Below are 22,127 nucleotides of genomic sequence, written 5' to 3' on the forward strand. Positions count from 1 at the left end.
CTAAAGACAACTTAATTGCCACGAAACAGAACAGGATGTGACATGCGCAGCCATTATTGCGGCCAGCTTAACGAAACATTGGTGGATCAAACGGTCACCGTTTGCGGTTGGGTTCACCGCCGTCGTGACCACGGTGGGGTTATCTTTCTCGACATGCGTGACCGTGATGGTATCGCTCAGTTTGTCGTAGACCCCGATACCGCCGAGGCGTTTGCTAATGCCGACCGTGCACGCAGCGAATATGTTCTGCGCATTACTGGTCGTGTTCGGCTGCGTCCTGAAGGCACCCAGAACCCCAACATGCCCACCGGCATGATTGAAGTGCTGGCCAAAGAAGTTGAAGTACTGAATAGCGCAGCGACACCGCCTTTCCAGCTTGATGAGCATGGCAAAGTCGGTGAAGAAGTGCGTCTGAAACACCGCTATATTGATCTACGCCGCCCGGATATGATCGAAAAACTGCGGCTGCGTTCGCGTATTTCTCATAACGTACGTGCTTACCTAGAAAACCAAGGCTTTCTAGATATTGAAACGCCTGTGCTGACACGAGCCACGCCTGAAGGTGCCCGGGACTACCTCGTGCCTAGCCGTACTCACGCGGGCAGCTTCTTTGCACTGCCACAGTCTCCCCAGCTGTTTAAGCAGCTGCTGATGGTGGCGGGTTTTGACCGCTACTACCAAATCGCAAAGTGCTTCCGCGATGAAGACCTGCGCGCTGACCGTCAGCCTGAATTCACACAGATCGATATCGAAGCCTCTTTCGTGGAAGAAGACGACATCATGGGCATTACCGAAGCCATGATTCGTCAACTGTTCCAGGAAGTGCTGAGCGTCGAACTGCCGGAATTCCCGCGAATGACTTGGCAAGAAGCCATGGATCGCTTTGGTTCGGATAAACCCGATCTGCGTATTCCGCTGGAGCTCACCGACGTTGACGACCTGATGCAGCAGGTTAGTTTCAATGTGTTCTCAGGGCCGGCCAAGGCAGAAGATGGCCGCGTGGCGGCTCTTAAAGTACCGGGTGGTGCCAAGCTTTCCCGTAAAGAGATCGACGAATACACCAAGTTCGTAGGTATCTACGGTGCTAAAGGCCTTGCCTGGATCAAAGTGAACGAGCGTGCCAAAGGGCTAGATGGCCTGCAGTCGCCGATCGTTAAGTTCATGGAAAACGTGGTCGAAGAGCTGCTTGATCGTGTCGGCGCTGAAGATGGTGACATTATCTTCTTCGGTGCGGATAAAGCGCGTATCGTCAACGAAGCCATTGGCGCGCTGCGTGTCAAGCTGGGTGCCGACCTGAACCTTTACACTCAAGCCTGGGCGCCGCTGTGGGTCGTTGACTTCCCCATGTTCGAAGCCGACGACAATGGCCGTCTAAGCCCGCTTCACCACCCGTTTACAGCGCCCTCCTGCTCGCCGGAAGAGCTGAAAGCAGACCCGGCTAGCGCGCTTTCTCGCGCTTATGACATGGTGCTTAACGGTACCGAACTGGGCGGCGGCTCTATCCGTATTCACAATCAAACCATGCAAAGCACCGTGTTTGATATTTTGGGGATTGGCGAAGAGGAAGCGCAAGAGAAGTTCGGCTTCCTGCTGGATGCCTTGCAGTACGGCGCACCGCCCCATGGCGGCTTGGCCTTCGGTCTGGACCGCTTAGTCATGCTCATGGCTGGTGCGAAAACCATTCGTGAAGTCATCGCCTTCCCGAAAACCCAAAGTGCTGCTTGTTTGATGACCGATGCACCGGGTGAAGTCAGCGCTGATCAGCTCAAAGAGCTGAACATTCGCTTACGCCAAAAAGCCAAAGCGGAAGCAGCGGGCGAGTAAGACCGCCTTCACGTTTTGACGAGTACAACACCGACGCTTAGCGTCGGTGTTTTTGTTTTAGGCAGTGCCAAGAGAAAAATCCATGGACGAAAAACAGCTGGCGACCACGGTCAGAATTTTAGGCATTGACCCAGGCTCACGTATCACCGGTTACGGCGTGATTGATCTAATAGGCGTGAAGCCTCGCTATGTGGCCAGTGGCTGCATTCGTACGGCTGATGGTGCACTGGAGCAGCGTTTGGCGCAAATATATGCCGGTATTAGCGAAGTGATTGGCCTGCACCGCCCTGATGCTGTTGCAGTAGAGCGGGTTTTTATGGCTAAAAATGCTGATTCGGCCCTCAAGCTAGGCCAAGCCCGCGGCGCAGCATTGGTTTGTTTGGCTAACCATGGGCTGAGTATCGCGGAGTACGCCGCTCGGCAGATTAAGCAAGCGGTAACCGGGCAGGGCGGCGCTGATAAAAGCCAGGTGCAGCATATGGTCACCACGCTGCTCGGCCTGTCGGCGACACCCCAGGCAGATGCCGCCGATGCACTAGCCATTGCACTGACCCACGCTTTTGCTGGCAACGCCCTGGTGGCGGCGACTCCTTCACGCAGTAAGCGCCGCTCATCAGGGCGATGGCGGCTCTAGGCATTACTGGTCATCTGTACAGAGTGGCTTTATAGTGGCTGCTGTTTTGATTGGCTGCGAGGCATATAATGATTGGACGTTTAACCGGCCTGTTGTTGGAAAAACAGCCGCCCTGGATGGTGGTAGATGTGCATGGCGTTGGTTATGAGCTTGAAGCCTCCATGAACACCTTTGTAGCGCTGCCCGCTCCCGGCGAGCAGGTGTCACTCTATACCCATCTCACCATCCGTGACGATGCGCATTTGCTCTATGGGTTTGGGCGAGAGCATGAGCGAGCGCTGTTTCGCGCCTTGATCAAAGTGAATGGCGTAGGGCCGAAACTTGCGTTAGCGATCCTGTCGGGTATGGATGAAGATGCCTTTATGCGCTGTATCAGAGATGACGACAGCAAAGCGCTGACAAAACTGCCAGGCGTTGGTAAAAAAACGGCGGAACGGTTGATTATCGAAATGCGTGACCGCTTTCCTGAGTGGGAGCATGGCAACGATGCGCCGTTGGCTCTTGAAGCGACAAGCGTGCGAGCTGCTCCAAGGGATCATTTGGCGGATGCCGAAGCAGCCCTGGTGAGCTTGGGTTATAAGCTGACAGAAGCGACGAAAATGTTAGCCGACGTCGACCCCAATCAAACTACCGAAGCTTTGATCAAAGCCGCGTTAACCAAACGCATGTCCGGTTAGACCAGCACGAGTGCAATAGCGTGTACTCATTAGTCAGCACTCTAGAAGAGTCTTTATGTTAGAACACGACCGATTAATTGCCGCTGAGCCAGAGCAGGGCGAAGTGCGCATCGACTATGCTATTCGTCCGAAACATCTCAAAGACTATATTGGCCAGCCTCGGGTTCGCGAACAGCTTGAGATTTTTATTGGAGCAGCCAGGCTACGCGAAGAGAGCTTAGACCACACGCTGGTGTTCGGACCGCCAGGCTTAGGTAAAACGACGTTGGCGAATATTATCGCTACTGAAATGGGCGTGGGACTTAAATCTACTTCTGGCCCGGTGCTGGAGCGCGCGGGGGATCTCGCCGCTATGCTGACCAATCTTGAACCGGGCGATGTGCTGTTTATCGATGAAATCCATCGCCTCTCACCCGTGGTGGAAGAGGTCCTTTATCCCGCGATGGAGGACTTTCAGCTCGATATCATGATTGGCGAAGGGCCCGCCGCACGTTCTATTAAACTTGACCTGCCCAGATTTACGCTGGTGGGCGCCACCACTCGTGCGGGGTTGTTGACCTCACCGCTGCGTGACCGCTTTGGTATCGTTCAGCGTCTTGAGTTTTATAACCTGGAAGAGCTGACCGAGATTGTCGCCCGCTCAGCACGGCTACTAGGCGTTGAAACCAGCCATGAAGGTGCCATTGAAGTCGCGCGCCGCTCCCGTGGTACGCCGCGTATCGCCAACCGACTGTTGCGCAGAGTGCGGGACTACGCCGAAATAAAGGGAGATGGCGTTGTAGATGTGACATTAGCGGATGCGGCGCTCAATATGCTAAATGTCGATCACCACGGTTTGGATCACATGGACCGCCGTTTACTGCTGGCGATGATCGACAAATTCGATGGTGGCCCGGTGGGCGTTGACTCACTCTCTGCCGCCATCGGTGAAGAGCGCGATACCATCGAAGATGTGATTGAACCTTATCTGATTCAGCAGGGGCTAATGATGCGTACACCAAGAGGCCGTGTGGTGACTCGTCAAGCCTGGCTGCACTTTGATAAGACGCCCCACGAACAGTCAATTGATGTTGAGGGAGAACGTCGGCCATGACGGGCGAATTTAGCATACCAGTGCGTGTTTACATGGAAGATACTGACGCCGGTGGAATTGTCTACTACGTTAACTACCTGAAGTTTATGGAACGGGCGCGCAGCGAGTGGCTAAGAGAATTAGGCCTTAACCAGCAAACGTTGCTAGACGAAGGTACGCAGCTAGTGGTATACCGCATGGCCTGCCACTATGCCAAACCCGCACGATTGGATGAGGCACTGACGGTAACTGCCAACATTGCGGAAAAAGGTCGTTGCCGGATGACATTTGAACAACAGGTTCGGCGCGACGAGGAACTCTTGTGCTCCGCAACAGTCGAGATAGCCTGCTTAAACGCTACGACACTGCGTCCAAAAGCGTGGCCATTGTCGCTTAACACCACACCCCAGTCGAAAACGACATTAATTGATTGATGAGGGCAACTGTGAACGATAACACCATGTCCATTCCCCACTTAATAATGAGTGCCAGCGTTGTGGTACAGCTGGTCATGCTGCTCCTAGTGGTGGGGTCAATCCTCTCATGGGTGGTGATCTTTCAGCGTAGCATTGCGCTACGCCGAGCCAAGCAAGAGTACAACCAGTTTGAAGAGTCGTTTTGGTCAGGTGTTGACCTAAACGAGCTCTACCGCGAAATTCCCGCTGATGACCCTCGTCATGGAGCGGAGCACATTTTCCAGGCAGGTTTTCGGGAATTTAACCGCCTGATGCCTAAAACCCGCAGTGCCGATACGGTACTGGAAGGTGTCCAGCGCAGCATGCGAGTCGCCTGGTCGCGGGAAGAAGACCGCCTGACCCAACATCTTGTTTTTCTGGCAACGGTTGCCTCCGCCAGCCCTTATATCGGCTTATTTGGTACGGTATGGGGCATTATGGGCTCATTCCAATCGCTTTCCATGACCCAGCAAGCCACACTAGCGACCGTTGCACCCTGGATTGCAGAAGCGCTGATTGCCACGGCAATGGGACTTTTCGCAGCGATTCCCGCTGTTATTTTCTACAACCGTCTATCCAATAACGCTTCTCGCTTACTGGGTAAATATGAAGACTTTGCTGAAGAGTTTCACGCAATCTTGCACCGTAACTTGCAAGGACGTGACGGCAAACCTAGCGCTAGTTAAGGGAGTCTGCCATGCAAGGTCCGTTCAATCGTAGCGGCAAAAGCAAGCCGATGGGGGAGATCAACGTTGTCCCTTTTATCGACGTGATGCTGGTACTGCTTGTCATTTTTATGATTACTGCTCCCATGCTGACACAAGGCGTTCAAGTAGATCTGCCTCAGGTCACCTCTGAGCCTATTGAAACCCAGGAAGATAATGACCCGATCATCATCTCGGTAGATCGCGATGGCGGCTACTTTATTACTCTGGGAGAAGATTCGACGGCGGTTTCTCTGGAGCAAATGTCGGAGCGAGTGACTGCTATTCTTCAGCGTCGTCCCGGTACGCCTGTGATGGTGCGCGGAGATCGCAATGTGCCTTATGGCCAGATTGTACTGCTGATGAGCACACTGCAGCGCTCGGGTGTCGCCAACGTAGGGCTGCTCTCAGAGCCGCCCCAAGATGGTTAAGGGCGAGTCGCACATGGCTGTAAAACCACCGCGTGACCCTCAAGACGTTGGCTACACGTGGCCAACGATTTTGGCTGTTGCCGTGCACTTGCTCGTGGTTATCTTTAGCTTGGTCAAGCTGCCCAGCATGTCGGCGGAACCAGACTCTTCTTCGATCGTACAAGCGACGTTCGTGAGCACGGAAACGTTCACTGATCAGGCCCAGCAAGTCACTGAGCAACAGGCCGCAATGAACAATGCCTCTGAACCCGAAGAGCCCGATCCAGAGCCGCCTAGCGATGAGCCTTCCGCGGCGGAGCAGCAAGCTGCCGCCGAGGCAGCCCAGCGCGAAGCAGAAGCTGAGGCAGCGGAACAGGCTCGCGCGCTAGAACAAGCCCAAGCAGAAGCTGAAGCCGAAGCCGAAGCCCAGCGTCGCGCAGAAGAAGCTGAGCGATTAGCCGAACAGCAAGCGGCAGAAGCCCAGGCACGTGAAGCGGAAGAGCAGCGTGCGCAGGCAGAGGCCGAAGCCCAGCGCCAGCGTGAAGCGGAAGCAGAGCGTGCACGGGCGGAAGCCGAGGCTCAGCGCCAACGTGAGGCTGAAGAGCAACGCGCTCGGGAAGAAGAGGCCCAACGTGCCCGTGAAGCAGAAGCCCAACGCCAGCGCGAAGCGGAAGAACAACGTGAGCGTGAAGCCGAAGCACAGCGCCAGCGGGAGGAAGAAGCTCGTCGCCAACGGGAAGCGGAGGAGCAGCGCGCTCGCGAAGCAGAAGCCCAGAAACAGCGTGAAGCAGAAGAGCGTCGTGCTGCTGAGGCAGCCGAAGCGGCCATGCAACGTCAGTTAGCAGGCGAGGCAGAAGCGGCCGCTAATGCACAGCAGGCCCAACAGGCGGCAAACAGCTTTATTAACATTGTCCGGCGTGCTGTAGAGCAAGCGTGGGTTATCCCTCCAGGAGCGAGCAACGCAATGAGTGCTACGATACAAGTGAGGCTTGGTCCATCGGGTGAGCTACTAGCGACCTCTGTCGCTTCATCCAGCGGTGATAGTGCTTTTGATCGCTCAGCTATGCAGGCGGTGGAACATGCAGCACCGTTTGGCGAGTTACGTGACTTGCCAGCGGAACAGCAGCGTACTTTACGTCAATTTAATCTGCGATTTACCCCGGGGGATGTTCGCTGATGCAAACGTTAAGCAAAGTGTGGTTTTTTTGCATACTGCTACTAATCAGCAGCGTAGCAAGCGCCAATTTAACCATTGAGATAACGCGTGGTAGCGATCAGGCGTTGCCTATCGGGGTCGTGCCATTCGCAGGCAGCGAAGGCCTACCTGAAGATGTCGCGCAAATTGTACAAGACGACCTTGAACGTAGCGGATTTTTCGCACCGCTAGAGCGTAGTGCTATGTTCGACCGTCCAAGCCAAGCGTCTGACGTAGAGTTTGGCACTTGGAGATCGCTGGACGTGCGTTATCTCGTCGTTGGGCGCGCGCAGCAGACAGGCAACGGTTATGAGTTGCAGTTCGACCTGGTCGATATTAGCGGCCAACGTCCCATGATCAGTGAAACCGTGACTGCCAGTGGCAACGACCTTCGTGGTGCGGCGCACTACATCAGTGACCAAATTTTCGAGGCGATTACCGATATTCGCGGCGCTTTCTCAACCCGCATTGCTTACGTTACGGCTCAGGGCCTAGGCGATAACATGCAGTTTGGGTTGTATGTGGCTGATGCCGATGGCCGTCGAAGCCAGCAGGTGCTGACCTCGGATCAGCCCATTATGTCGCCCGCTTGGTCGCCGGATGGCCGCAAGCTGGCGTATGTCTCTTTCGAAACAGGCAAGGCGTCTATCTACATCCAAGACGTTAATACAGGTCAGCGCGTTCAAGCCACCTCATTTGGTGGTATCAATGGTGCGCCAACATGGTCGCCAGATGGCCGTCGTATCGCCATGTCGTTATCCAAAGACGGTCAGCCAGAAATTTACGTGCTGGACGTAGCTAACCGTTCGCTGGACCGTATTACTAACAGCAACAGTATCGATACCGAGCCCGCGTGGTCTCCTGATGGTCGTAGCTTGATTTTTACGTCGGATCGCAGCGGTGGCCCGCAGATTTATCAAACCTCGTTAGGCAGTGGAGAGACCAACCGACTGACCTTTACGGGCAACTACAACGCCCGTGCACGCTTTTCGCCAGACGGTGAAGAAATCTTTTTGATTCACCGTTCCAGCCGCGGTTTTCAAGTGGCGAAGCAGAATCTTGAGAGTGGCCGCTTAGTGGTATTAAGCGAATCAACAAGAGATGAATCTCCTAGTGTTGCGCCGAACGGGACCATGGTAATCTTCGCTACCCAACAGGGTGGTAGCGGAGTACTAAGTGCCGTTTCAGCCGATGGCCGCTCGTCATTTAGGTTGCCCGCAGCACAAGGTGATGTACGTGATCCCGCGTGGTCACCTTTCTTAAATTAATAGATGAACAGCACTAACTTCTGTTTTCAGGCAAGGAGTCTGATTATGCAACTTAAGCCGTTGGCTCGCTCATTAGCAGTCGCTTTATCTATCGTAGTTATCGCTGGCTGTTCCAGCACCGGCGGAACCCAAGACGGAGACTCGTACGGAAGCCAGGATGGCAGCAGTATGGGGTCTAGCACGTCTGGTGTTGGCACTAGTGGTCAGTATGGCTCAACGTCAGGTTCTGGCGCTGCTGGTCAGCAGGCGGATTCTCGTATTCCTGAAGTACGCACTATTTACTTCGATTACGATCGCGATACCATTAAGAGCGAATACGAATCTGTGGTAATGGCTCATGCGCGCTACCTGCGTGCTAACCCGAACGCCCGTGTTGTTCTTCACGGTCACACCGACGAACGCGGTACCCGTGAATACAACATGGCGCTAGGTGAGCGTCGTGCGGGAGCCGTACAGCGTTTCCTGAATATTCAGGGCGTATCACCTTCACAAATGAGCGTGGTTAGCTACGGTGAAGAGCGTCCGGCAGTGAGTGGCCAAAACGAAAGCGCCTACTCGCAAAACCGTCGCGTCGTCTTTAACTACTGATAGTATTGGCGTGCCCTGGCACGCCAACTGTATCACTCGGAGCTATCATGAATCACAGTCTCAAACGCTATTTTGAGAGGCTGTGCGGTGCGGGAGCCATAGCGCTCCCGCTGTCCGTATTGCCTTTATCCCTTCTGTCAGCATCCGCCTTGGCGCAGCAGCCGCTGGTCCAAGACCTCTCCTCAGGTTCGTCCAATAGCTTTTATCAGCAAACTCAGCGGCAAGAGTCGTCAGGCGGTAATCTTGTCCTGTTTAACCAAGTGCAAGAGCACCAGCAGGAAATTCAACAGCTGCGTGGCCAGATTGAAGAACTGCGTCACCAGTTAGAGCAACTGCGAAACCAATCGCAGCAGCAATACCTGGATATTGAAGACCGCTTGATGAGCAGCGCGCCCAGTCAAATTGAGCAGGCAACGCCTCAAGTTGAGCCAGAAGTAGCGGAGCAGGTTGTGCAAGCGCCTTCCGCCCGTAATGTAAGTGAAGACGCACAAGCGGCTTATCAAGCTGCATTTGCCCACGTTCAGGCGCGCCAGTTTGAAGATGCTATTGCGGCCTTTGAGTCCTTTGTGGCCGACCACCCAGAAAGTAGCTTGACGGCGAACGGCCATTACTGGCTGGGCGAACTTTATGCTGCAGAGGGTGAGTTAGATGCAGCTGATCAAGCCTTCACGCGCGTTATTGAGCAGTACAACGGTAGTACCAAAGTACCCGATGCACTCTACAAGCTCGGCTTGGTTAAGGCGCGTAAAGGCGAAGCAGAGCGTAGCCGCGAGCTGTTGGAACAAGTGCGGGATGACTATCCCCAAAGCAGTGCCGCTGGGTTGGCCAATGACTTCTTACGCCAGTCGGCGGGTTAATACCGTTTACTTTTTTAGCTTCAAGGAAACCTCATGAGCTGCAAAATCGACTATCAACCAGCGCCCAATCTGCTAGAAAATCGCGTCGTGTTGGTAACCGGTGCGGGAGATGGGATTGGCCGCGCGGCGGCATTAACCTATGCCCGTCATGGGGCTACCGTTATATTGCTAGGCCGCACTATTGCTAAACTTGAACGCGTTTATGATGAAATTGAAGCGGCTGGCGGGCCACAGCCGGCTATTTTTCCGCTCAATTTTGAAGGGGCGACACTCAAAGATTTTCACGATATGGCAGAAACGCTGGATAAAGAGTTTGGCCGTCTAGATGGGTTATTGCACAACGCTGGGCTGCTTGGCCGCATTACTCCGTTCGAGCAGTATAATCCCGAACTGTGGAGTCAGGTAATGCAGGTCAATATCAATGGTCCCATCTGGATGACTCAAGCGCTGCTGCCATTGCTCCAGGCGTCTGATGATGCATCGGTTATCTTCACTTCCTCCAGCGTTGGCCGTAAAGGGCGAGCGTATTGGGGTGCCTATTCTGTGTCAAAATTCGCCACAGAAGGATTTATGGAGGTGCTGGCTGATGAATTAGAGAATCAGACGAATGTTCGGGTGAATACGCTGAATCCAGGTGCTACGCGTACCCAAATGCGCCGCACTGCTTACCCAGGTGAAGATCCGTTTACACTGCGTACGCCTGAAGAGGTCATGCCCACTTACCTATGGCTGATGGGGCCTGATAGTAAAGGCGTTAGCGGCCAGAAGTTTGATGCCCAGCCGCCACGCGTCTAACGTTTCCACACTGGCGAAGGCTAATCAGTGCGGTGGTCATGAAGAGCGGCTACCAGCTCATCACACGTTGTAAACCACAGGTCGGCAGGCCAGCTCTGGTAGTCGTCTTCTTCACTGATATAGCCATAGCCCACGGCGACAGCCGTCATACCGGCTGCTTTAGCCGCTTGCATATCGCGAACATGGTCGCCGATATACCAGCACGCCTCGGGGGAAACACCGAGGCGTTTAGCTGCTTCCCAAAGCGGCTCAGGCGCAGGTTTTTTAACACTTAAGTCATCAGCGCAGAGCAGCGCCCCTGGCGTTAGCGCCAGCGCTTCCAAAAGCGGCAAGGTATAGCGCCGCGGTTTATTAGTCACAATTCCCCAAAGTCGCTCTTCACTGTGCCACTGCGTTAGCCACTCATTTAACGGCTCGAAAAGCTTGCTATGGACCGCCACCGCTTGCTCGTAAGCATCCAGCAAGAACTGCCTTGCCTCATCATGCTCGTCACTACCGCTTTCAAGGCCAAGCGCCAGCGTGACCAGGGCGCTGCCACCATTAGACACTTGCCCACGTATTTCCTGGAACGGCAGGGCCGCTAAGCCGTGATGGGCTCTTAACGCGTTAGTTGCGGCAGCCAAGTCGGGGGCGGTATCTACCAATGTGCCATCTAAATCAAACAGTATCGCCTGGGGGGAGGGTATCAACATTTACTCGCTCGCTTTGCGGCAGTACATCATGTAATTGACGGATACATCATGAGGAACCAGACGATAGTGCCGTGTAATAGGGTTATAAGTAAGTCCCGTTTGCTCACGCACCTCAAGAGATGCCGTACGCGCCCAGTTCGCCATTTCGGAAGGGCGAATAAACTTGGCGTAGTCGTGGGTACCACGGGGCAGCAGCTTCAACACGTATTCGGCCCCTAGGATGGCAAAGGCGTAAGACTTCGGTGTGCGGTTAAGCGTTGAGAAAAATACATAGCCTCCAGGGCGAACCAGTGTACTGCAGGCACGGATAACCGAAGCGGGGTCGGGTACATGCTCCAACATCTCCATGCAGGTCACCACATCGTAGTGCCCGGGCTCTTCAGCGGCTAAACCTTCAACGCTGATATGCCGGTACTCTACCGTAACGCCACTCTCTTCAGCGTGAAGCCGCGCCACCCCTAGCGGTGCTTCCCCTAGGTCAATGCCCGTCACGCTGGCTCCTCGATGGGCCATCGATTCGCTCAAAATACCGCCACCGCAACCTACATCCAGCACTTTCTTACCAGCCAGCCCAGCCCGAGCATCGATAAAGTCCAAGCGCAGAGGGTTAATATCGTGAAGCGGTTTAAATTCGCTCTCTGGATCCCACCAGCGACTGGCAAGTGCTTCAAATTTCGCAACTTCTGCGGCATCGACGTTGTCTTGATAGCGGCGAGTGGTGCTATCCTGAAGTGTCACTGACATGGTGTAACCCCCATCGGCAGTTGGTCTTGAGTGAAATGAATATGGTTTGCCATTTCGCGGTGGTTAGCGGCAAGGTGGCATCCACTCAAACGTTGAGTATTATGGTTATTCTAACCACTCCTAACGCGAAACGCATGGAAAGGAACTCAGCATGACGCCTAACACTTTATTTTATCGGCGCTTATTGGCCAGGGAGAGCATCTGAATGCGTGTATTGCTGCATGGTAGTGAATTAAGCGCCGCAACTGCGGCGGCGGCGCTTGCTTGGGTAGGTCATCACGTTGACTGGTTACTCCACGAGAGCGTTCCCTGGCCAACGCTGGCCAGTGCTGACTGGCTACGCCGAGAACCATCGCTGATGGCACAGATTGAGCAAGCCATGGCAGCAGGCAACTTAACCATCGTTGCTACTCCTGACGTCTCTGAAACGCCTGATATTGTTTGGTTAGCGCTTTCTCCTAGTCAGCGTCAGTCAGCCAATTCGCTTTTACAACACCCAATGTTTCAGGAGTACAGCGGCGCGGTGCTGGTCAATAATTCAACATTCCCAGTGGGCGAGACCGAGCGTTTGCATTCGCTAATGGGACACCAGCATAGCCGTGTGGCACTGCCTGACACTCTGGAAGAAGGGCGAGCCTGGCTCTCTTTTACTCGTCCAGTGCGCTGGCTGCTCGGGTGCGATGACGCCATGGGTGAGCAAATGACAAGAGAGCTACTGCGTGCCTTCAATCGTCGTAGCGAAGTGTTTCAATGCATGCCTTGTCGTGCCGCTGAACTGACCAAGCTGGCCATCAATGGTATGTTGGCTACCCGTATCAGTTATATGAATGAAATTGCAGGTCTTGCCGATACGTTAGGAGTGGACGTTGAGCATGTACGCCAGGGTATGGGCGCAGATACGCGGATAGGGTTTGAGTACCTTTATCCAGGATGTGGCTTTGGTGGCCCTAACTTCTCGCGTGATTTGATGCGCTTAGCCGATGTTCAGTCATCCAGTGGTCGCTACTCGGCGCTGCTTGAGCAGGTGATGGACATCAATGAGCAGAAAAAAGAGACGCTGTTCAGAAAGTTGTGGGGATTTTTTGAGGGTGATTTAGCAGGCAAAACGGTAGCGATATGGGGTGCCGCGTTCAAACCAGGCACCGCCCGGATTGATCATGCACCGGTGTTAACGCTGCTTGAAGCGCTCTGGGCACAGGGAGTCACGGTCAAACTACACGACCCGGCGGCTATTCCAGCGCTCTACTCGGCGGTTGGGCAGCGGAATGATTTAATGACGTTCGAGGATGATCCTTATCTTGCCTGCCAGGGTGCAGACGCCCTGATGCTAGTGACCGAATGGAAAGCCTACTGGAATCCTGACTGGCACCGCTTAGCCTCACTGCTACGCGAAAAGCTAATATTGGATGGACGCAATATCTACGACCCCACTTTTGTAGCCAGCTGCGGCTTACATTATCGGGGAATTGGACGACGCGCCGATCCAACGACGCCCTAAGGAAAACATATGTCCGATGTCACTTCATCTCAGCGTATTGTTCCCGACGTGGATCAAAGCCTGACAGCACAGCACTTACGCCATCGCAGGGGGCCGCGATTATGGCCGCTTTGGCTCGTATTGATTCTGTTGATGTTGCTATTAGGCGCAGCAGCAGTAGGGGTTTGGTACGAAAGAGAGAGGTTGCTAGCAGAAGTGCATCGTGTGAGTGGTGAGGTGTCTAATCTTCATGCAAGGCTCGACTCCGATGACACAGAGGCCCAAGATGCGATAACCTTTGTACAAGCTCAGATATCCACTCTATTCCAAGAGCAGGAGCAGCTGGCTGTGGCATTGACTAATACGCGTGAAGAGCTCTACGGGCTTCTCACAGAAAATGAAGAGCTTGTATCAAATGAGGCCCTTGAGACATTTTCACAACGATTCGAGCAATTTCAGGAGCAAGCAGCCCTTCGTGATAGCCAGCTAGCCGCTATTCGGACATCGCTAGATGCCTTAGAGCAAGCGGGTACCTCTGGTAGGCAAAATTTAGTGGAGGAGGTTACTCATTTAGAGGGGGTCATCAACCAGCGGCTCGATACCATGGAGCGCCAGGTAGCCAGCGACCGAACCGCTACTGAAGAGCAGTTGAGTATCTGGCGGGAAAATGTCGAGCAGCAGTTAACGCAGCTCTCTTCTACTGTCGCTGAAGTTAATACTCAAGAAGAGCCTGCTAGCCAAGCTGAATTAACAGCGCTGGAAGCGCAGTGGACCCAGCGCTTAAACACGCTTGAGAGCGACTTACGGCAGGTCCGGCAGGCGCAGCTAGCCTTTAGTGCGCAGATGGAAATGCTGCGCAATTAAATAGCAGCATCACGATGTGGAATAAACAAGCCACTAAGCCGGTGATAGGGTTAGGGATATAACGGTATGGGAAGACAACGGCGGTGGCCTACGGCCAAACAAGTGGCGTATTTACTGGTGCTGCCGCTGATGTCTGCTTCATCGGTCTCTTGGGCCCTTGAAGCAGACATCAGCGGTGTTGATGGGCGTGTGCTAGTTAATATTGAGGCCTATTTAGAAAATATTGAGGCCGACCAGTACACCGATGCCCGCTTGGAAGGTGAAATACGCCAGCGCACGCAAGAAGCCATGCGAGTATATGGCTATTACGAACCTGATATTACTGTCGAGCTAGATCAGCCGCCCATCGCCGTGCGTATTGAATCAGGGCCTCAGGTAGTGATTGAAGTACTCGACATCAGTATTACAGGGGATGCGAACAATGACCCCCCTTTCCAAGACGCGCTTGATGATTTTCCTTTAAAGCAGGGGGAACCGCTGCGTCATGCCCCCTGGGACAGTCTACGTAGCCAGTTTGCCGGTCTAGCTATTGAGCGGGGCTACTTCGACTGGGGGTTTTCAGATCGACGGATGGAAGTGCGCCCTTACTTGGAAAGCGCTCGCCTCTATATGGCCTTTGATAGCGGGCCACGCTATCACTTTGGCGATACATTTATTACGGGCAGCCATATTGAACCTGAGCGGCTGCGAAAAATGCAGACGTTTCGTGCTGGTGAGCCTTACCTAGCGGAATCCCTGGCCCGCTATAATCAGCGTTTAGCTGAAACAGGATGGTTTAGTTCTGTCTCCGTACGGCCCCGGCTGGAAACAGCTCAAGAATTGACAATCGCTCCGCCGAGTGGAGGGTCGCCCTGGTGGAACGAAGCCACTGCATCGCAGCCTGAACGCTCTAGAGTAAGTAGCGCAGCGCTTGCCAGTGCTCTCAGTATTAACAGCCGTGACGATACCCGCTTGCCCATCGATGTCAGTGTCGAACCGGCAGATCGCCACCAGTTTGAGGTAGGTATAGGTTATGCCACAGATGTAGGCCCACGCCTGCATTTTGGCTGGCAGCAGCCATGGATCAACCGGTTTGGTCACAGTCTGGATCATGATCTCTATCTTTCTGCCCCTGAACAGCGTTTTACGGGGGTATACAATATTCCGCTAGAGGACCCGATACGGGATAACTACCGCCTGCAGTATGGCGTGCGCAATATTGACGATGGCGACACAAAATCCTTGGAAGGCACCGTAGAAGTGGCTCGGCGTTGGGAATTTGAGAACCGTTGGGTACAAACGCTCTACTTCCGCACAACGTATGAAGACTTTACCCAGGGCGGCCAAGCTGATGAGGTTTGGCTGTTTTATCCAGGGATTCAGTGGTCGCGAACCCGCACTCGTCCTCAACGTTTTCCTCTGTGGGGCGATCGTCAGCAGTTATCGATTGAGTACTCTGACAGAGCCTGGGGGTCTGACGCCAAATTCACCCGGCTAACCGGCGATACCGAATGGATTCGCACCATCGGCAATGACAACCGCTTTTTAGCTCGATTAAGCATTGGCGCTATCGAGACCGGTGACTTTGACAAGCTTCCGCCATCGCTGCGTTTCTTCGCAGGCGGTGATCGCAGCGTACGCGGTTACTCCTACGAGAGCTTGTCACCGCGTAATGAAGAAGGTCGCTTACGTGGCGGCCAACAAATGCTGACCTCCACATTAGAGTATCAGCGTCGTGTTACGGGAGACTGGTGGGGCGCCACCTTTATTGATACAGGGGATGCGTTCGATAATTGGGGCCCGACTGGCCTTAAAACAGGTGCGGGCGTGGGCGTGCGCTGGGTGTCTCCCGTTGGCCCGATACGTTTCGACATCGCACATCCCTTTGATATCGACGACGCTTTCCGCGTGCACTTTTCGATTGGTCCAGAATTCTAGGAGAGCTCTTTGGCTAAGGTTGATTCAAAAGCGCCCCAAAACCGTCAGATGCTCTCACCTAAGCGCCGTACTTGGTTAGCGTTCTGGAGCCTGTTACGCCTTATCATCGTATTGCCGTTATGGCTGTTTGGGTTAATTGCCTTAGTTGCCGGGGTGGCGCTCTCCCCTTGGGGAACCGGGCAGCTGTTTTCCCAAGGTGAACAACGTGGTTTTTTCACCTACGAGCAGCAAGAGGGCGCGCTACTGGATAGCTTTCGTCTGCAAGGCTTTCAAATGGCTGTTGGTGGCACTCAAATTACGCTAGCGGATTTTGAGCTTGCCTGGGCAGAAGATTGCTTGCTATCCGGTCAGTTATGCTTAGACACGCTACGCGTTGAGGGTGCAGATATTCGCTTAGCTGAAAGCTCAGCAACCGAGGAGCCGCCACAGGAAAGCAATGCACCGTTCAGCATTTATCTGCCGTTTCCGATTGAACTGCGCGATATCGCTCTCAATAACGTACAGCTGACGCTGGCCGACGGTACACAAGTGGGCTGGGAAGCATTTGCTACTTCCATAACCGCCGAGCAGCAGCAAGTCACTATCGCACCTACCACACTGGAAGAGCTTTCTCTCTACTTGCCGCCATCTCCCGGCGTGCTGTTGACGCAAAAGATAGATACATCGCTAAACGCCGCCGGTATAGACGGCGCTATTCAGCTAGCTCAGCCGGCGAAGCCTGCGGCTGACAATGAGGCTATTGCCCTTAGCGAGCGTGAGCGGCTTACGCTTCCCGAGATTCAGCTGCCGATTAACGTAGAGCTGGCATCACTGTTAGTCACTGACGTAACAATAAGTGGCGCTGCTGAGTATCAGGTTGAGCGACTGCTTGTAGAAGCTCGGGCCGAGGGCAGCGACATAACGCTAAGCACTCTGGAGCTTGCCACACCTGATGCTGACGCCACCTTATCTGCCAATGTCACTCTAAGCGGCGACTACCCACTGGATGCTGCGGTTCGTGCAGAACTATGGCTACCCGAATTATTCCCAGCACTTAGCGGTGAGCAGGTGGCACTGAATCTTTCTGGTAGCCTTGCTGACCTGGCCGCGAATCTCAACGCAACCGGGCCCGTGAATGCGTCATTGACTGCACAAGTAGATGCGTTGGCTCCCACGCTCCCATTTGAAGCGCAACTAGAGAGCGACCGTTTGCAGTGGCCGCTAGTTGACAACAGCGAGATTCCAGAGGCGTCATCGGATGAACCTGCCACTACAGCTGAGAGCTACGTGCTAGAAAACCTTAGCCTTGGTGTCAACGGCAGCCTGGAGGCCTATCAAGTAACGCTTGAAACGAATGCCGAAGGCCCACAAGTGCCTGCCACCGCCATCCGTTTGAGTGGAGAGGGCGGTTTAGCCTCTTTCCATTGGTCACCTCTCACCCTCACTATTAATGATAGTGAGCTTAGCAGCGAGGGCCGGGTAAGCTGGGAAGAAGCGATTGAGGTCGATACCAACGTGCGCTTGGAAAATGTAGATCCATCGCTGTTTGTTCCGCAGCTAGCTGGCAATCTAAGTGGCGATATCGTCGCCAGCGTACGCCAGCGCGGCGAGCGCTGGGACATTAGCCTGCCGGAGCTAGATATCCAAGGGCAGCTACAGGAGTACCCACTCACGCTCAAAGCTTCTCTTGAGGCTAACAGCGAACTGGAAGTTGATATTGAAGAGCTGCTCTTTACCCAAGGTGATAACCGTCTAACGGCATCAGGACAACTCAGCCAAGAGGCGATGTCTCTTGAGGCCAATATCGCGCTGAATCAGCTCCAAAGCTTACATCCTGATCTAGCAGGGACATTAACCGGTGATATTCAAGCCCAAGGCAGTTTCTCCCGGCCAGAAGTGGTAGTAGAGCTGAATGGTCGCAGTTTACGCTTTGCTGAAAATAGGCTAACTACGCTCTCTCTGTCGGGTAATGTCGAGGGTCTTGACGACCCCGATCTCAATATCGAACTGGATCTGCAAGGCGTTAATGCAGGTGGGCAAGCGCTAGCGTCGGTCGCCCTTGACCTCACCGGGCGACTTTCCGAGCATGCCTTGCAACTCAGCACCACAGGCGAAGCCGATAACGTTCTGAGCCAAGCTAATTTGGCCTTAGACGGGCGCTTTAACCAGCAGGCTCAACAGTATCAGGCGCGATTAACCCCGCTGGAAGTTGATTCAGAAGCAGGGGACATTCGCTTGGAAGCGCCGCTGGATATCACTTACAACCTTGCTAACGGCCAGGCACGCTTAACACCTTTCTGCCTGCGTCGGTTGCAGGGTGGCCTCGTATGCTCTGAAGAGCCCATTACCGCGTCATCCGACCAGGGGCGTGCAGTGCTGAGTGTTCGCGAAGTGCCCATGGAGATGCTGGAACCTTTCTTGCCAGAGGAGTGGAGCTTTGAAGGTGATACCACGGCGGATCTAGTAGCCAACTGGGGGCAGGGAGGCGCCCAGTGGCAAGCCAATCTTCAGCTGCTCAGTGAGTTAGCCATCACGGCAGTCAATGATTATGGTCAGCCAGTAGAGCTTCCCACTATTAATCTGGATGCGAAAATTGAAGCCAATCAAGCACAGGCCCAAGCGGATGTACTGCTTGCTCTGTCGGAAGTAGGTGAGCTTACGCTTAATCTAGCGGTAAACGACCCATTGGGTCAGGGAGTGCTTGATGGTCAGCTACGGGCAAATAACATCACGTTAGCTCCCTATCGCCCTATGTTGGTGGGTATGGATGAGCTTGAAGGCGGCTTAAATGGCAACGTGCAAATTGGTGGCACCACAAGCCAGCCTGATTTACAGGGTGAACTAGCCTTACGCAGCCTGCGTATTAGCGGGCCCGATATTCCCATTACTATTGTGGATGGCGAGCTGGCGGTAGCCTTTGATGGCGAAGAGGGAAATATAGACGGTTTTCTCGCTGCCGAGCGAGGCCGGCTTTCGATTAGCGGTAACGCTTATTGGCCTACCGATGAAGCGTGGCGTATTGGCATAGACCTAAACGCAACTCAAGAGCCTTTGTTGGTGGTATTACCGCAGTTCGGTCGCCTGGAAGCCGCGCCAGATATTCGCATTCGTATTACCCCAAAGCGTCTGCAGGTACGGGGCAATGTGGATCTTCCCTGGGCTCGCTTAGAGGTGGGTGATCTACCTTCGTCAGCAACATCGCCAAGCCCGGATGAAATTATCATTACCGAGCGCGATGATCGTGAGGCTGAACGGCAAGCACGTCTTGCGGCAGAGGCTGGGAATGATCCCAGTGCAGCTGATGAACTGGCAGACACCGGTATGGCTCTGGATGTGCTGATTACACTGAATCTTGGGCGCGATATGCAAATTTCCGCCTATGGCCTGGAGTCAGGATTGGGCGGTAGCCTGGAGATTCGTCAGGATAGCGGAGCGCTTCAGCTGTTTGGCGACGTCAACTTAGTAAATGGCCGTTTCCAGGCATTCGGGCAAGATCTATTGATTCGTCGTGGTCAACTGATCTTTAGTGGTCCTCCGGGCTTGCCAGTGCTAGATTTTGAGGCCATCCGCAACCCGGATATCACCGAAGATGATGTGATTGCGGGGCTGCGCGTAACAGGCGATGCCGAACAGCCCAATGTGATGATCTTTTCAGAGCCCGCGATGGACGAGACCCGTGCGCTATCGTATTTGCTACGCGGCCGCGCGCCGGATGCTTCAGGTGGTGGTGTTGATAGCGCACTAACCACTGCGCTCATTGGTATGTCCCTTGGCCGCACCGGTGGGGCCGTTGGCTCTATCGGAGAAGCGTTTGGAATTGATGACCTGACACTTGATACCACCGGGGCGGGTGACGACAGTCAGGTAGCGGTGAGTGGCCAACTGTCTGATGATCTTCGCATTAGCTATGGCGTAGGTATTTTCTCCCCAATTGCAGAACTAACCTTACGCTATACGCTATGGCGGAACCTGTATCTACAGGCGGTGTCTGGTGCTAGCCAAGCCGTTGACCTAATTTACACGTTCACGCGCTCAGGCGATCCTTATATTTATCCGCAGCAATAGAATAGAAGAGGGTGTTATGACGCTATTTACGAAACAGCAAGCACCAGAAGGGCGCGATACCCCCATTGAGACCAGCGACCTTCATACCATTACCGGACACTCTATACACCCACCGTTTCCTGAAGGTTATGAGGAAATTGTATTGGGTATGGGATGCTTCTGGGGGGTAGAACGGCTGTTTTGGCAGCAGCCGGGAGTCTATGTGACGGCAGCGGGCTATGCTGGGGGCATCACGCCCAATCCAACGTACAAAGAGACTTGTACAGGCTTAACAGGGCATACCGAAGTGGTCAGAGTGGTTTATGATCCGAAAAAGGTAAGCCTTGAAAATTTACTGCAAATCTTTTGGGAACAACACGACCCCACCCAAGGAAACCGCCAAGGTAACGATATTGGCAGCCAGTACCGCTCGGCCATTTTCACGACTACGGAGGCACAGCTTGCCGCTGCTCAGAAGAGTGCAGAAGCTTTCCAAGAGGCCCTACAGCGTGCCGATAGAGGCCGTATCACGACGGAAATTAAGCCGCTTGACGTTTTCTATTATGCCGAGGCGTATCACCAGCAGTATTTAGATAAAAATCCAGGCGGTTACTGTGGCTTGAAAGGTACGGGTGTCACGTGTCCGATTGGCTGAGGGGTGAAAAGATGCTTCGTTGTTTGCAACCCCAACGCCTTACGCAGGCTACGTTAGCTGCTGCGGTGTTAGGCTTTTTCAGCATAGGGGCTCACGCTGAGCAAGCAGCCCCGGCAATGCCGCAATCTGTTGACGAGACGCCCTTTGCTAGCGAGCGTGAAGCGGTCATCTGGCGACAGGATGAGTTGAAAGACTTAGAGCGCCTGTTGAGGCAGCTGCGCTTTGACCTAGTGAATAATCAAGATGCTCAAGGTGCCGCCCCCCGACTAGCTGAGCTGCAAGAAAAAGCGACGCAAGCACATTTTTTACCTGCGTTTATCGCAGGTACCCATGGGCGAGGTTCAGATGCGAAACCAGAGATCTGGGAAGAATGGGATCAATTTGCGACGGGCTTCACGGACTTAGAGCAAAAGGTGTCCACGCTTGTGGAAGCAGCTGAGCAGGAAGATTACCGGGCAGCCACACGCGCTTTTTCAGAGGTTGGGTTAAGCTGCCGCAGCTGTCACCGCGCCTACCGTTACAATTAGGGCAGGCGAAGCGCTTAAATCAGTCGCTTGGTTGCACGCGATCAATACGATAAAGGGTCGCCACTTGCTCCAGGCCACTGATGGTGCAGTTTAAGTCTTTAACGCGGCCATCGCTTAGGCCATAAACCCAGCCATGCACTGAAATTTCTTGGCCTCGCTGCCAGGCACGCTGCAGAATTTTGGTTCGACACAGGCTGTTGACCTGGGCTTTCACATTTAGCTCGCACATGCGATCAATCTGATCTTCCATGGGCAGATGCTCTAGCGTGTCGCGGTGGCGGTTGTACTGTTCACGCACTGAGTGCAGCCAGTAATCGACAATGCCGCACTCGCCACCGGTGACAGCAGCCTTGATGCCACCGCATCCGTAGTGGCCAACAATCATGATATGTCTGACTTTAAGAACGTCCACCGCGTACTGCACAACCGATAGGGCATTCATATCGGTGTGATGCAATAAGTTAGCCACGTTACGGTGTACAAAGACTTCACCCGGTGGTAGCGCAATAATCTGGTTAGCCGGTACACGGCTGTCCGAACAGCCAATCCATAGATAGTCGGGGTTTTGCTGGCTAGAAAGGCGTTTGAAATAGTCCGGATCCTCTTCACACATCCGTTCAGCCCAAACGCGATTATTATCCAGCAGCGTAGCAATTTGATCAGACATCGAATCTCCGTGAGATAACATTATTCAGGGGTTGAGGGAGCCCATGCGTAGCGCAGCAGCATTTTTGTTACAAGGTAGGGCG

Annotated in this window: 21 protein-coding genes; 18 read left to right on the forward strand and 3 right to left on the reverse strand. The window is 53.9% G+C overall.

What is annotated here, in order from left to right:
• The first annotated feature begins 42 nt into the window (after nucleotides 1–42).
• From aspS to NH344_RS05270, 12 genes are all read left to right on the forward strand, one after another.
• The gene (gene aspS / locus NH344_RS05215; RefSeq protein ID WP_044630076.1) at nucleotides 43–1,824 is read left to right on the forward strand and encodes an aspartate--tRNA ligase; all 1,782 of its coding nucleotides are present in this window, start codon (nucleotides 43–45) and stop codon (nucleotides 1,822–1,824) included.
• Nucleotides 1,825–1,906: 82 nt separating this feature from the next.
• Nucleotides 1,907–2,458 (forward strand): crossover junction endodeoxyribonuclease RuvC, encoded by a 552-nt coding sequence (ruvC, locus tag NH344_RS05220; RefSeq protein ID WP_062359692.1) that lies wholly within the window; start codon nucleotides 1,907–1,909, stop codon nucleotides 2,456–2,458.
• 68 nt (nucleotides 2,459–2,526) lie between these two features.
• A complete protein-coding gene (gene ruvA, locus NH344_RS05225; protein WP_228168435.1) occupies nucleotides 2,527–3,135 on the forward strand; it encodes a Holliday junction branch migration protein RuvA in 609 nt (202 codons plus the stop codon).
• Between the two features lie 55 nt (nucleotides 3,136–3,190).
• Entirely contained in the window at nucleotides 3,191–4,228 is a 1,038-nt protein-coding gene (gene ruvB, locus NH344_RS05230; RefSeq protein WP_044630073.1) for a Holliday junction branch migration DNA helicase RuvB, read from the forward strand.
• Nucleotides 4,225–4,641 (forward strand): tol-pal system-associated acyl-CoA thioesterase, encoded by a 417-nt coding sequence (gene ybgC / locus NH344_RS05235; RefSeq protein ID WP_044630072.1) that lies wholly within the window; start codon nucleotides 4,225–4,227, stop codon nucleotides 4,639–4,641. The genes ruvB and ybgC overlap by 4 nt, the downstream gene beginning before the upstream one ends.
• Before the next feature lie 11 nt (nucleotides 4,642–4,652).
• On the forward strand, nucleotides 4,653–5,348 hold the full coding sequence (gene tolQ / locus NH344_RS05240; protein ID WP_044630071.1) for a protein TolQ: 696 nt from the start codon (nucleotides 4,653–4,655) through the stop codon (nucleotides 5,346–5,348).
• An 11-nt stretch (nucleotides 5,349–5,359) separates the two neighbouring features.
• Nucleotides 5,360–5,797 (forward strand): protein TolR, encoded by a 438-nt coding sequence (gene tolR / locus NH344_RS05245; protein WP_044630070.1) that lies wholly within the window; start codon nucleotides 5,360–5,362, stop codon nucleotides 5,795–5,797.
• A gap of 13 nt (nucleotides 5,798–5,810) precedes the next feature.
• The gene (gene tolA, locus NH344_RS05250; RefSeq protein ID WP_128082410.1) at nucleotides 5,811–6,953 is read left to right on the forward strand and encodes a cell envelope integrity protein TolA; all 1,143 of its coding nucleotides are present in this window, start codon (nucleotides 5,811–5,813) and stop codon (nucleotides 6,951–6,953) included.
• Nucleotides 6,953–8,239, forward strand: coding sequence for a Tol-Pal system beta propeller repeat protein TolB (tolB, locus tag NH344_RS05255; protein ID WP_044630068.1), 1,287 nt, complete (start codon nucleotides 6,953–6,955; stop codon nucleotides 8,237–8,239). The genes tolA and tolB overlap by 1 nt, the downstream gene beginning before the upstream one ends.
• A gap of 45 nt (nucleotides 8,240–8,284) precedes the next feature.
• A complete protein-coding gene (gene pal / locus NH344_RS05260; RefSeq protein ID WP_044630067.1) occupies nucleotides 8,285–8,827 on the forward strand; it encodes a peptidoglycan-associated lipoprotein Pal in 543 nt (180 codons plus the stop codon).
• A gap of 47 nt (nucleotides 8,828–8,874) precedes the next feature.
• A complete protein-coding gene (gene ybgF / locus NH344_RS05265) occupies nucleotides 8,875–9,684 on the forward strand; it encodes a tol-pal system protein YbgF (protein ID WP_044630066.1) in 810 nt (269 codons plus the stop codon).
• 33 nt (nucleotides 9,685–9,717) lie between these two features.
• Nucleotides 9,718–10,479, forward strand: coding sequence for a YciK family oxidoreductase (locus NH344_RS05270; protein WP_044630065.1), 762 nt, complete (start codon nucleotides 9,718–9,720; stop codon nucleotides 10,477–10,479).
• Between the two features lie 20 nt (nucleotides 10,480–10,499).
• Here the strand turns inward: NH344_RS05270 and NH344_RS05275 are convergent, their stop codons facing one another.
• Together NH344_RS05275 and ubiG are read right to left on the reverse strand one after the other, a co-directional pair.
• A complete protein-coding gene (locus NH344_RS05275; protein WP_044630064.1) occupies nucleotides 10,500–11,171 on the reverse strand; it encodes an HAD-IA family hydrolase in 672 nt (223 codons plus the stop codon).
• Nucleotides 11,172–11,915, reverse strand: coding sequence for a bifunctional 2-polyprenyl-6-hydroxyphenol methylase/3-demethylubiquinol 3-O-methyltransferase UbiG (ubiG, locus tag NH344_RS05280; protein ID WP_253027602.1), 744 nt, complete (start codon nucleotides 11,913–11,915; stop codon nucleotides 11,172–11,174).
• A gap of 205 nt (nucleotides 11,916–12,120) precedes the next feature.
• On the opposite strand from ubiG, the gene NH344_RS05285 reads away from it, so the two are divergent.
• The 6 genes from NH344_RS05285 to NH344_RS05310 all read left to right on the forward strand — a co-directional run bounded on the left by NH344_RS05285 (nucleotide 12,121) and on the right by NH344_RS05310 (nucleotide 21,378).
• On the forward strand, nucleotides 12,121–13,413 hold the full coding sequence (locus NH344_RS05285; RefSeq protein WP_062374466.1) for a nucleotide sugar dehydrogenase: 1,293 nt from the start codon (nucleotides 12,121–12,123) through the stop codon (nucleotides 13,411–13,413).
• 9 nt (nucleotides 13,414–13,422) lie between these two features.
• Entirely contained in the window at nucleotides 13,423–14,256 is an 834-nt protein-coding gene (locus NH344_RS05290) for a hypothetical protein (protein WP_253027603.1), read from the forward strand.
• Nucleotides 14,257–14,322: 66 nt separating this feature from the next.
• Nucleotides 14,323–16,173 (forward strand): autotransporter assembly complex family protein, encoded by a 1,851-nt coding sequence (locus tag NH344_RS05295; RefSeq protein WP_253027604.1) that lies wholly within the window; start codon nucleotides 14,323–14,325, stop codon nucleotides 16,171–16,173.
• A 48-nt stretch (nucleotides 16,174–16,221) separates the two neighbouring features.
• Entirely contained in the window at nucleotides 16,222–20,217 is a 3,996-nt protein-coding gene (locus NH344_RS05300; RefSeq protein ID WP_253027625.1) for a translocation/assembly module TamB domain-containing protein, read from the forward strand.
• Nucleotides 20,218–20,233: 16 nt separating this feature from the next.
• Nucleotides 20,234–20,851: a peptide-methionine (S)-S-oxide reductase MsrA gene (gene msrA / locus NH344_RS05305; RefSeq protein ID WP_044630059.1), complete on the forward strand. Its 618-nt coding sequence runs from the start codon at nucleotides 20,234–20,236 to the stop codon at nucleotides 20,849–20,851.
• Nucleotides 20,836–21,378 carry a cytochrome c gene (locus NH344_RS05310; RefSeq protein WP_230834196.1) on the forward strand — a complete coding sequence of 181 codons (543 nt, stop codon included), beginning with the start codon at nucleotides 20,836–20,838 and terminating at the stop codon, nucleotides 21,376–21,378. The genes msrA and NH344_RS05310 overlap by 16 nt, the downstream gene beginning before the upstream one ends.
• Before the next feature lie 19 nt (nucleotides 21,379–21,397).
• Here the strand turns inward: NH344_RS05310 and can are convergent, their stop codons facing one another.
• Nucleotides 21,398–22,045 carry a carbonate dehydratase gene (gene can / locus NH344_RS05315; protein WP_044630058.1) on the reverse strand — a complete coding sequence of 216 codons (648 nt, stop codon included), beginning with the start codon at nucleotides 22,043–22,045 and terminating at the stop codon, nucleotides 21,398–21,400.
• Nucleotides 22,046–22,127: the final 82 nt, after the last annotated feature.

It is taken from the genome of Halomonas sp. Ps84H-12 (genome assembly GCF_024124725.1).
Taxonomy (GTDB): Bacteria; Pseudomonadota; Gammaproteobacteria; order Pseudomonadales; family Halomonadaceae; genus Vreelandella; species Vreelandella aquamarina.

Bases quoted from the DNA above. Each gene is read 5' to 3' on its own strand.
- aspS (WP_044630076.1), top strand. From the start codon at position 43: ATGCGCAGCCATTATTGCGGCCAGCTTAACGAAACATTGGTGGATCAA.
- ruvC (WP_062359692.1), top strand. From the start codon at position 1,907: ATGGACGAAAAACAGCTGGCGACCACGGTCAGAATTTTAGGCATTGAC.
- ruvA (WP_228168435.1), top strand. From the start codon at position 2,527: ATGATTGGACGTTTAACCGGCCTGTTGTTGGAAAAACAGCCGCCCTGG.
- ruvB (WP_044630073.1), top strand. From the start codon at position 3,191: ATGTTAGAACACGACCGATTAATTGCCGCTGAGCCAGAGCAGGGCGAA.
- ybgC (WP_044630072.1), top strand. From the start codon at position 4,225: ATGACGGGCGAATTTAGCATACCAGTGCGTGTTTACATGGAAGATACT.
- tolR (WP_044630070.1), top strand. From the start codon at position 5,360: ATGCAAGGTCCGTTCAATCGTAGCGGCAAAAGCAAGCCGATGGGGGAG.
- tolA (WP_128082410.1), top strand. From the start codon at position 5,811: ATGGCTGTAAAACCACCGCGTGACCCTCAAGACGTTGGCTACACGTGG.
- tolB (WP_044630068.1), top strand. From the start codon at position 6,953: ATGCAAACGTTAAGCAAAGTGTGGTTTTTTTGCATACTGCTACTAATC.
- pal (WP_044630067.1), top strand. From the start codon at position 8,285: ATGCAACTTAAGCCGTTGGCTCGCTCATTAGCAGTCGCTTTATCTATC.
- ybgF (WP_044630066.1), top strand. From the start codon at position 8,875: ATGAATCACAGTCTCAAACGCTATTTTGAGAGGCTGTGCGGTGCGGGA.
- NH344_RS05270 (WP_044630065.1), top strand. From the start codon at position 9,718: ATGAGCTGCAAAATCGACTATCAACCAGCGCCCAATCTGCTAGAAAAT.
- NH344_RS05275 (WP_044630064.1), bottom strand. From the start codon at position 11,171: ATGTTGATACCCTCCCCCCAGGCGATACTGTTTGATTTAGATGGCACA.
- ubiG (WP_253027602.1), bottom strand. From the start codon at position 11,915: ATGTCAGTGACACTTCAGGATAGCACCACTCGCCGCTATCAAGACAAC.
- NH344_RS05285 (WP_062374466.1), top strand. From the start codon at position 12,121: ATGCGTGTATTGCTGCATGGTAGTGAATTAAGCGCCGCAACTGCGGCG.
- NH344_RS05290 (WP_253027603.1), top strand. From the start codon at position 13,423: ATGTCCGATGTCACTTCATCTCAGCGTATTGTTCCCGACGTGGATCAA.
- NH344_RS05295 (WP_253027604.1), top strand. From the start codon at position 14,323: ATGGGAAGACAACGGCGGTGGCCTACGGCCAAACAAGTGGCGTATTTA.
- NH344_RS05300 (WP_253027625.1), top strand. From the start codon at position 16,222: ATGCTCTCACCTAAGCGCCGTACTTGGTTAGCGTTCTGGAGCCTGTTA.
- msrA (WP_044630059.1), top strand. From the start codon at position 20,234: ATGACGCTATTTACGAAACAGCAAGCACCAGAAGGGCGCGATACCCCC.
- can (WP_044630058.1), bottom strand. From the start codon at position 22,045: ATGTCTGATCAAATTGCTACGCTGCTGGATAATAATCGCGTTTGGGCT.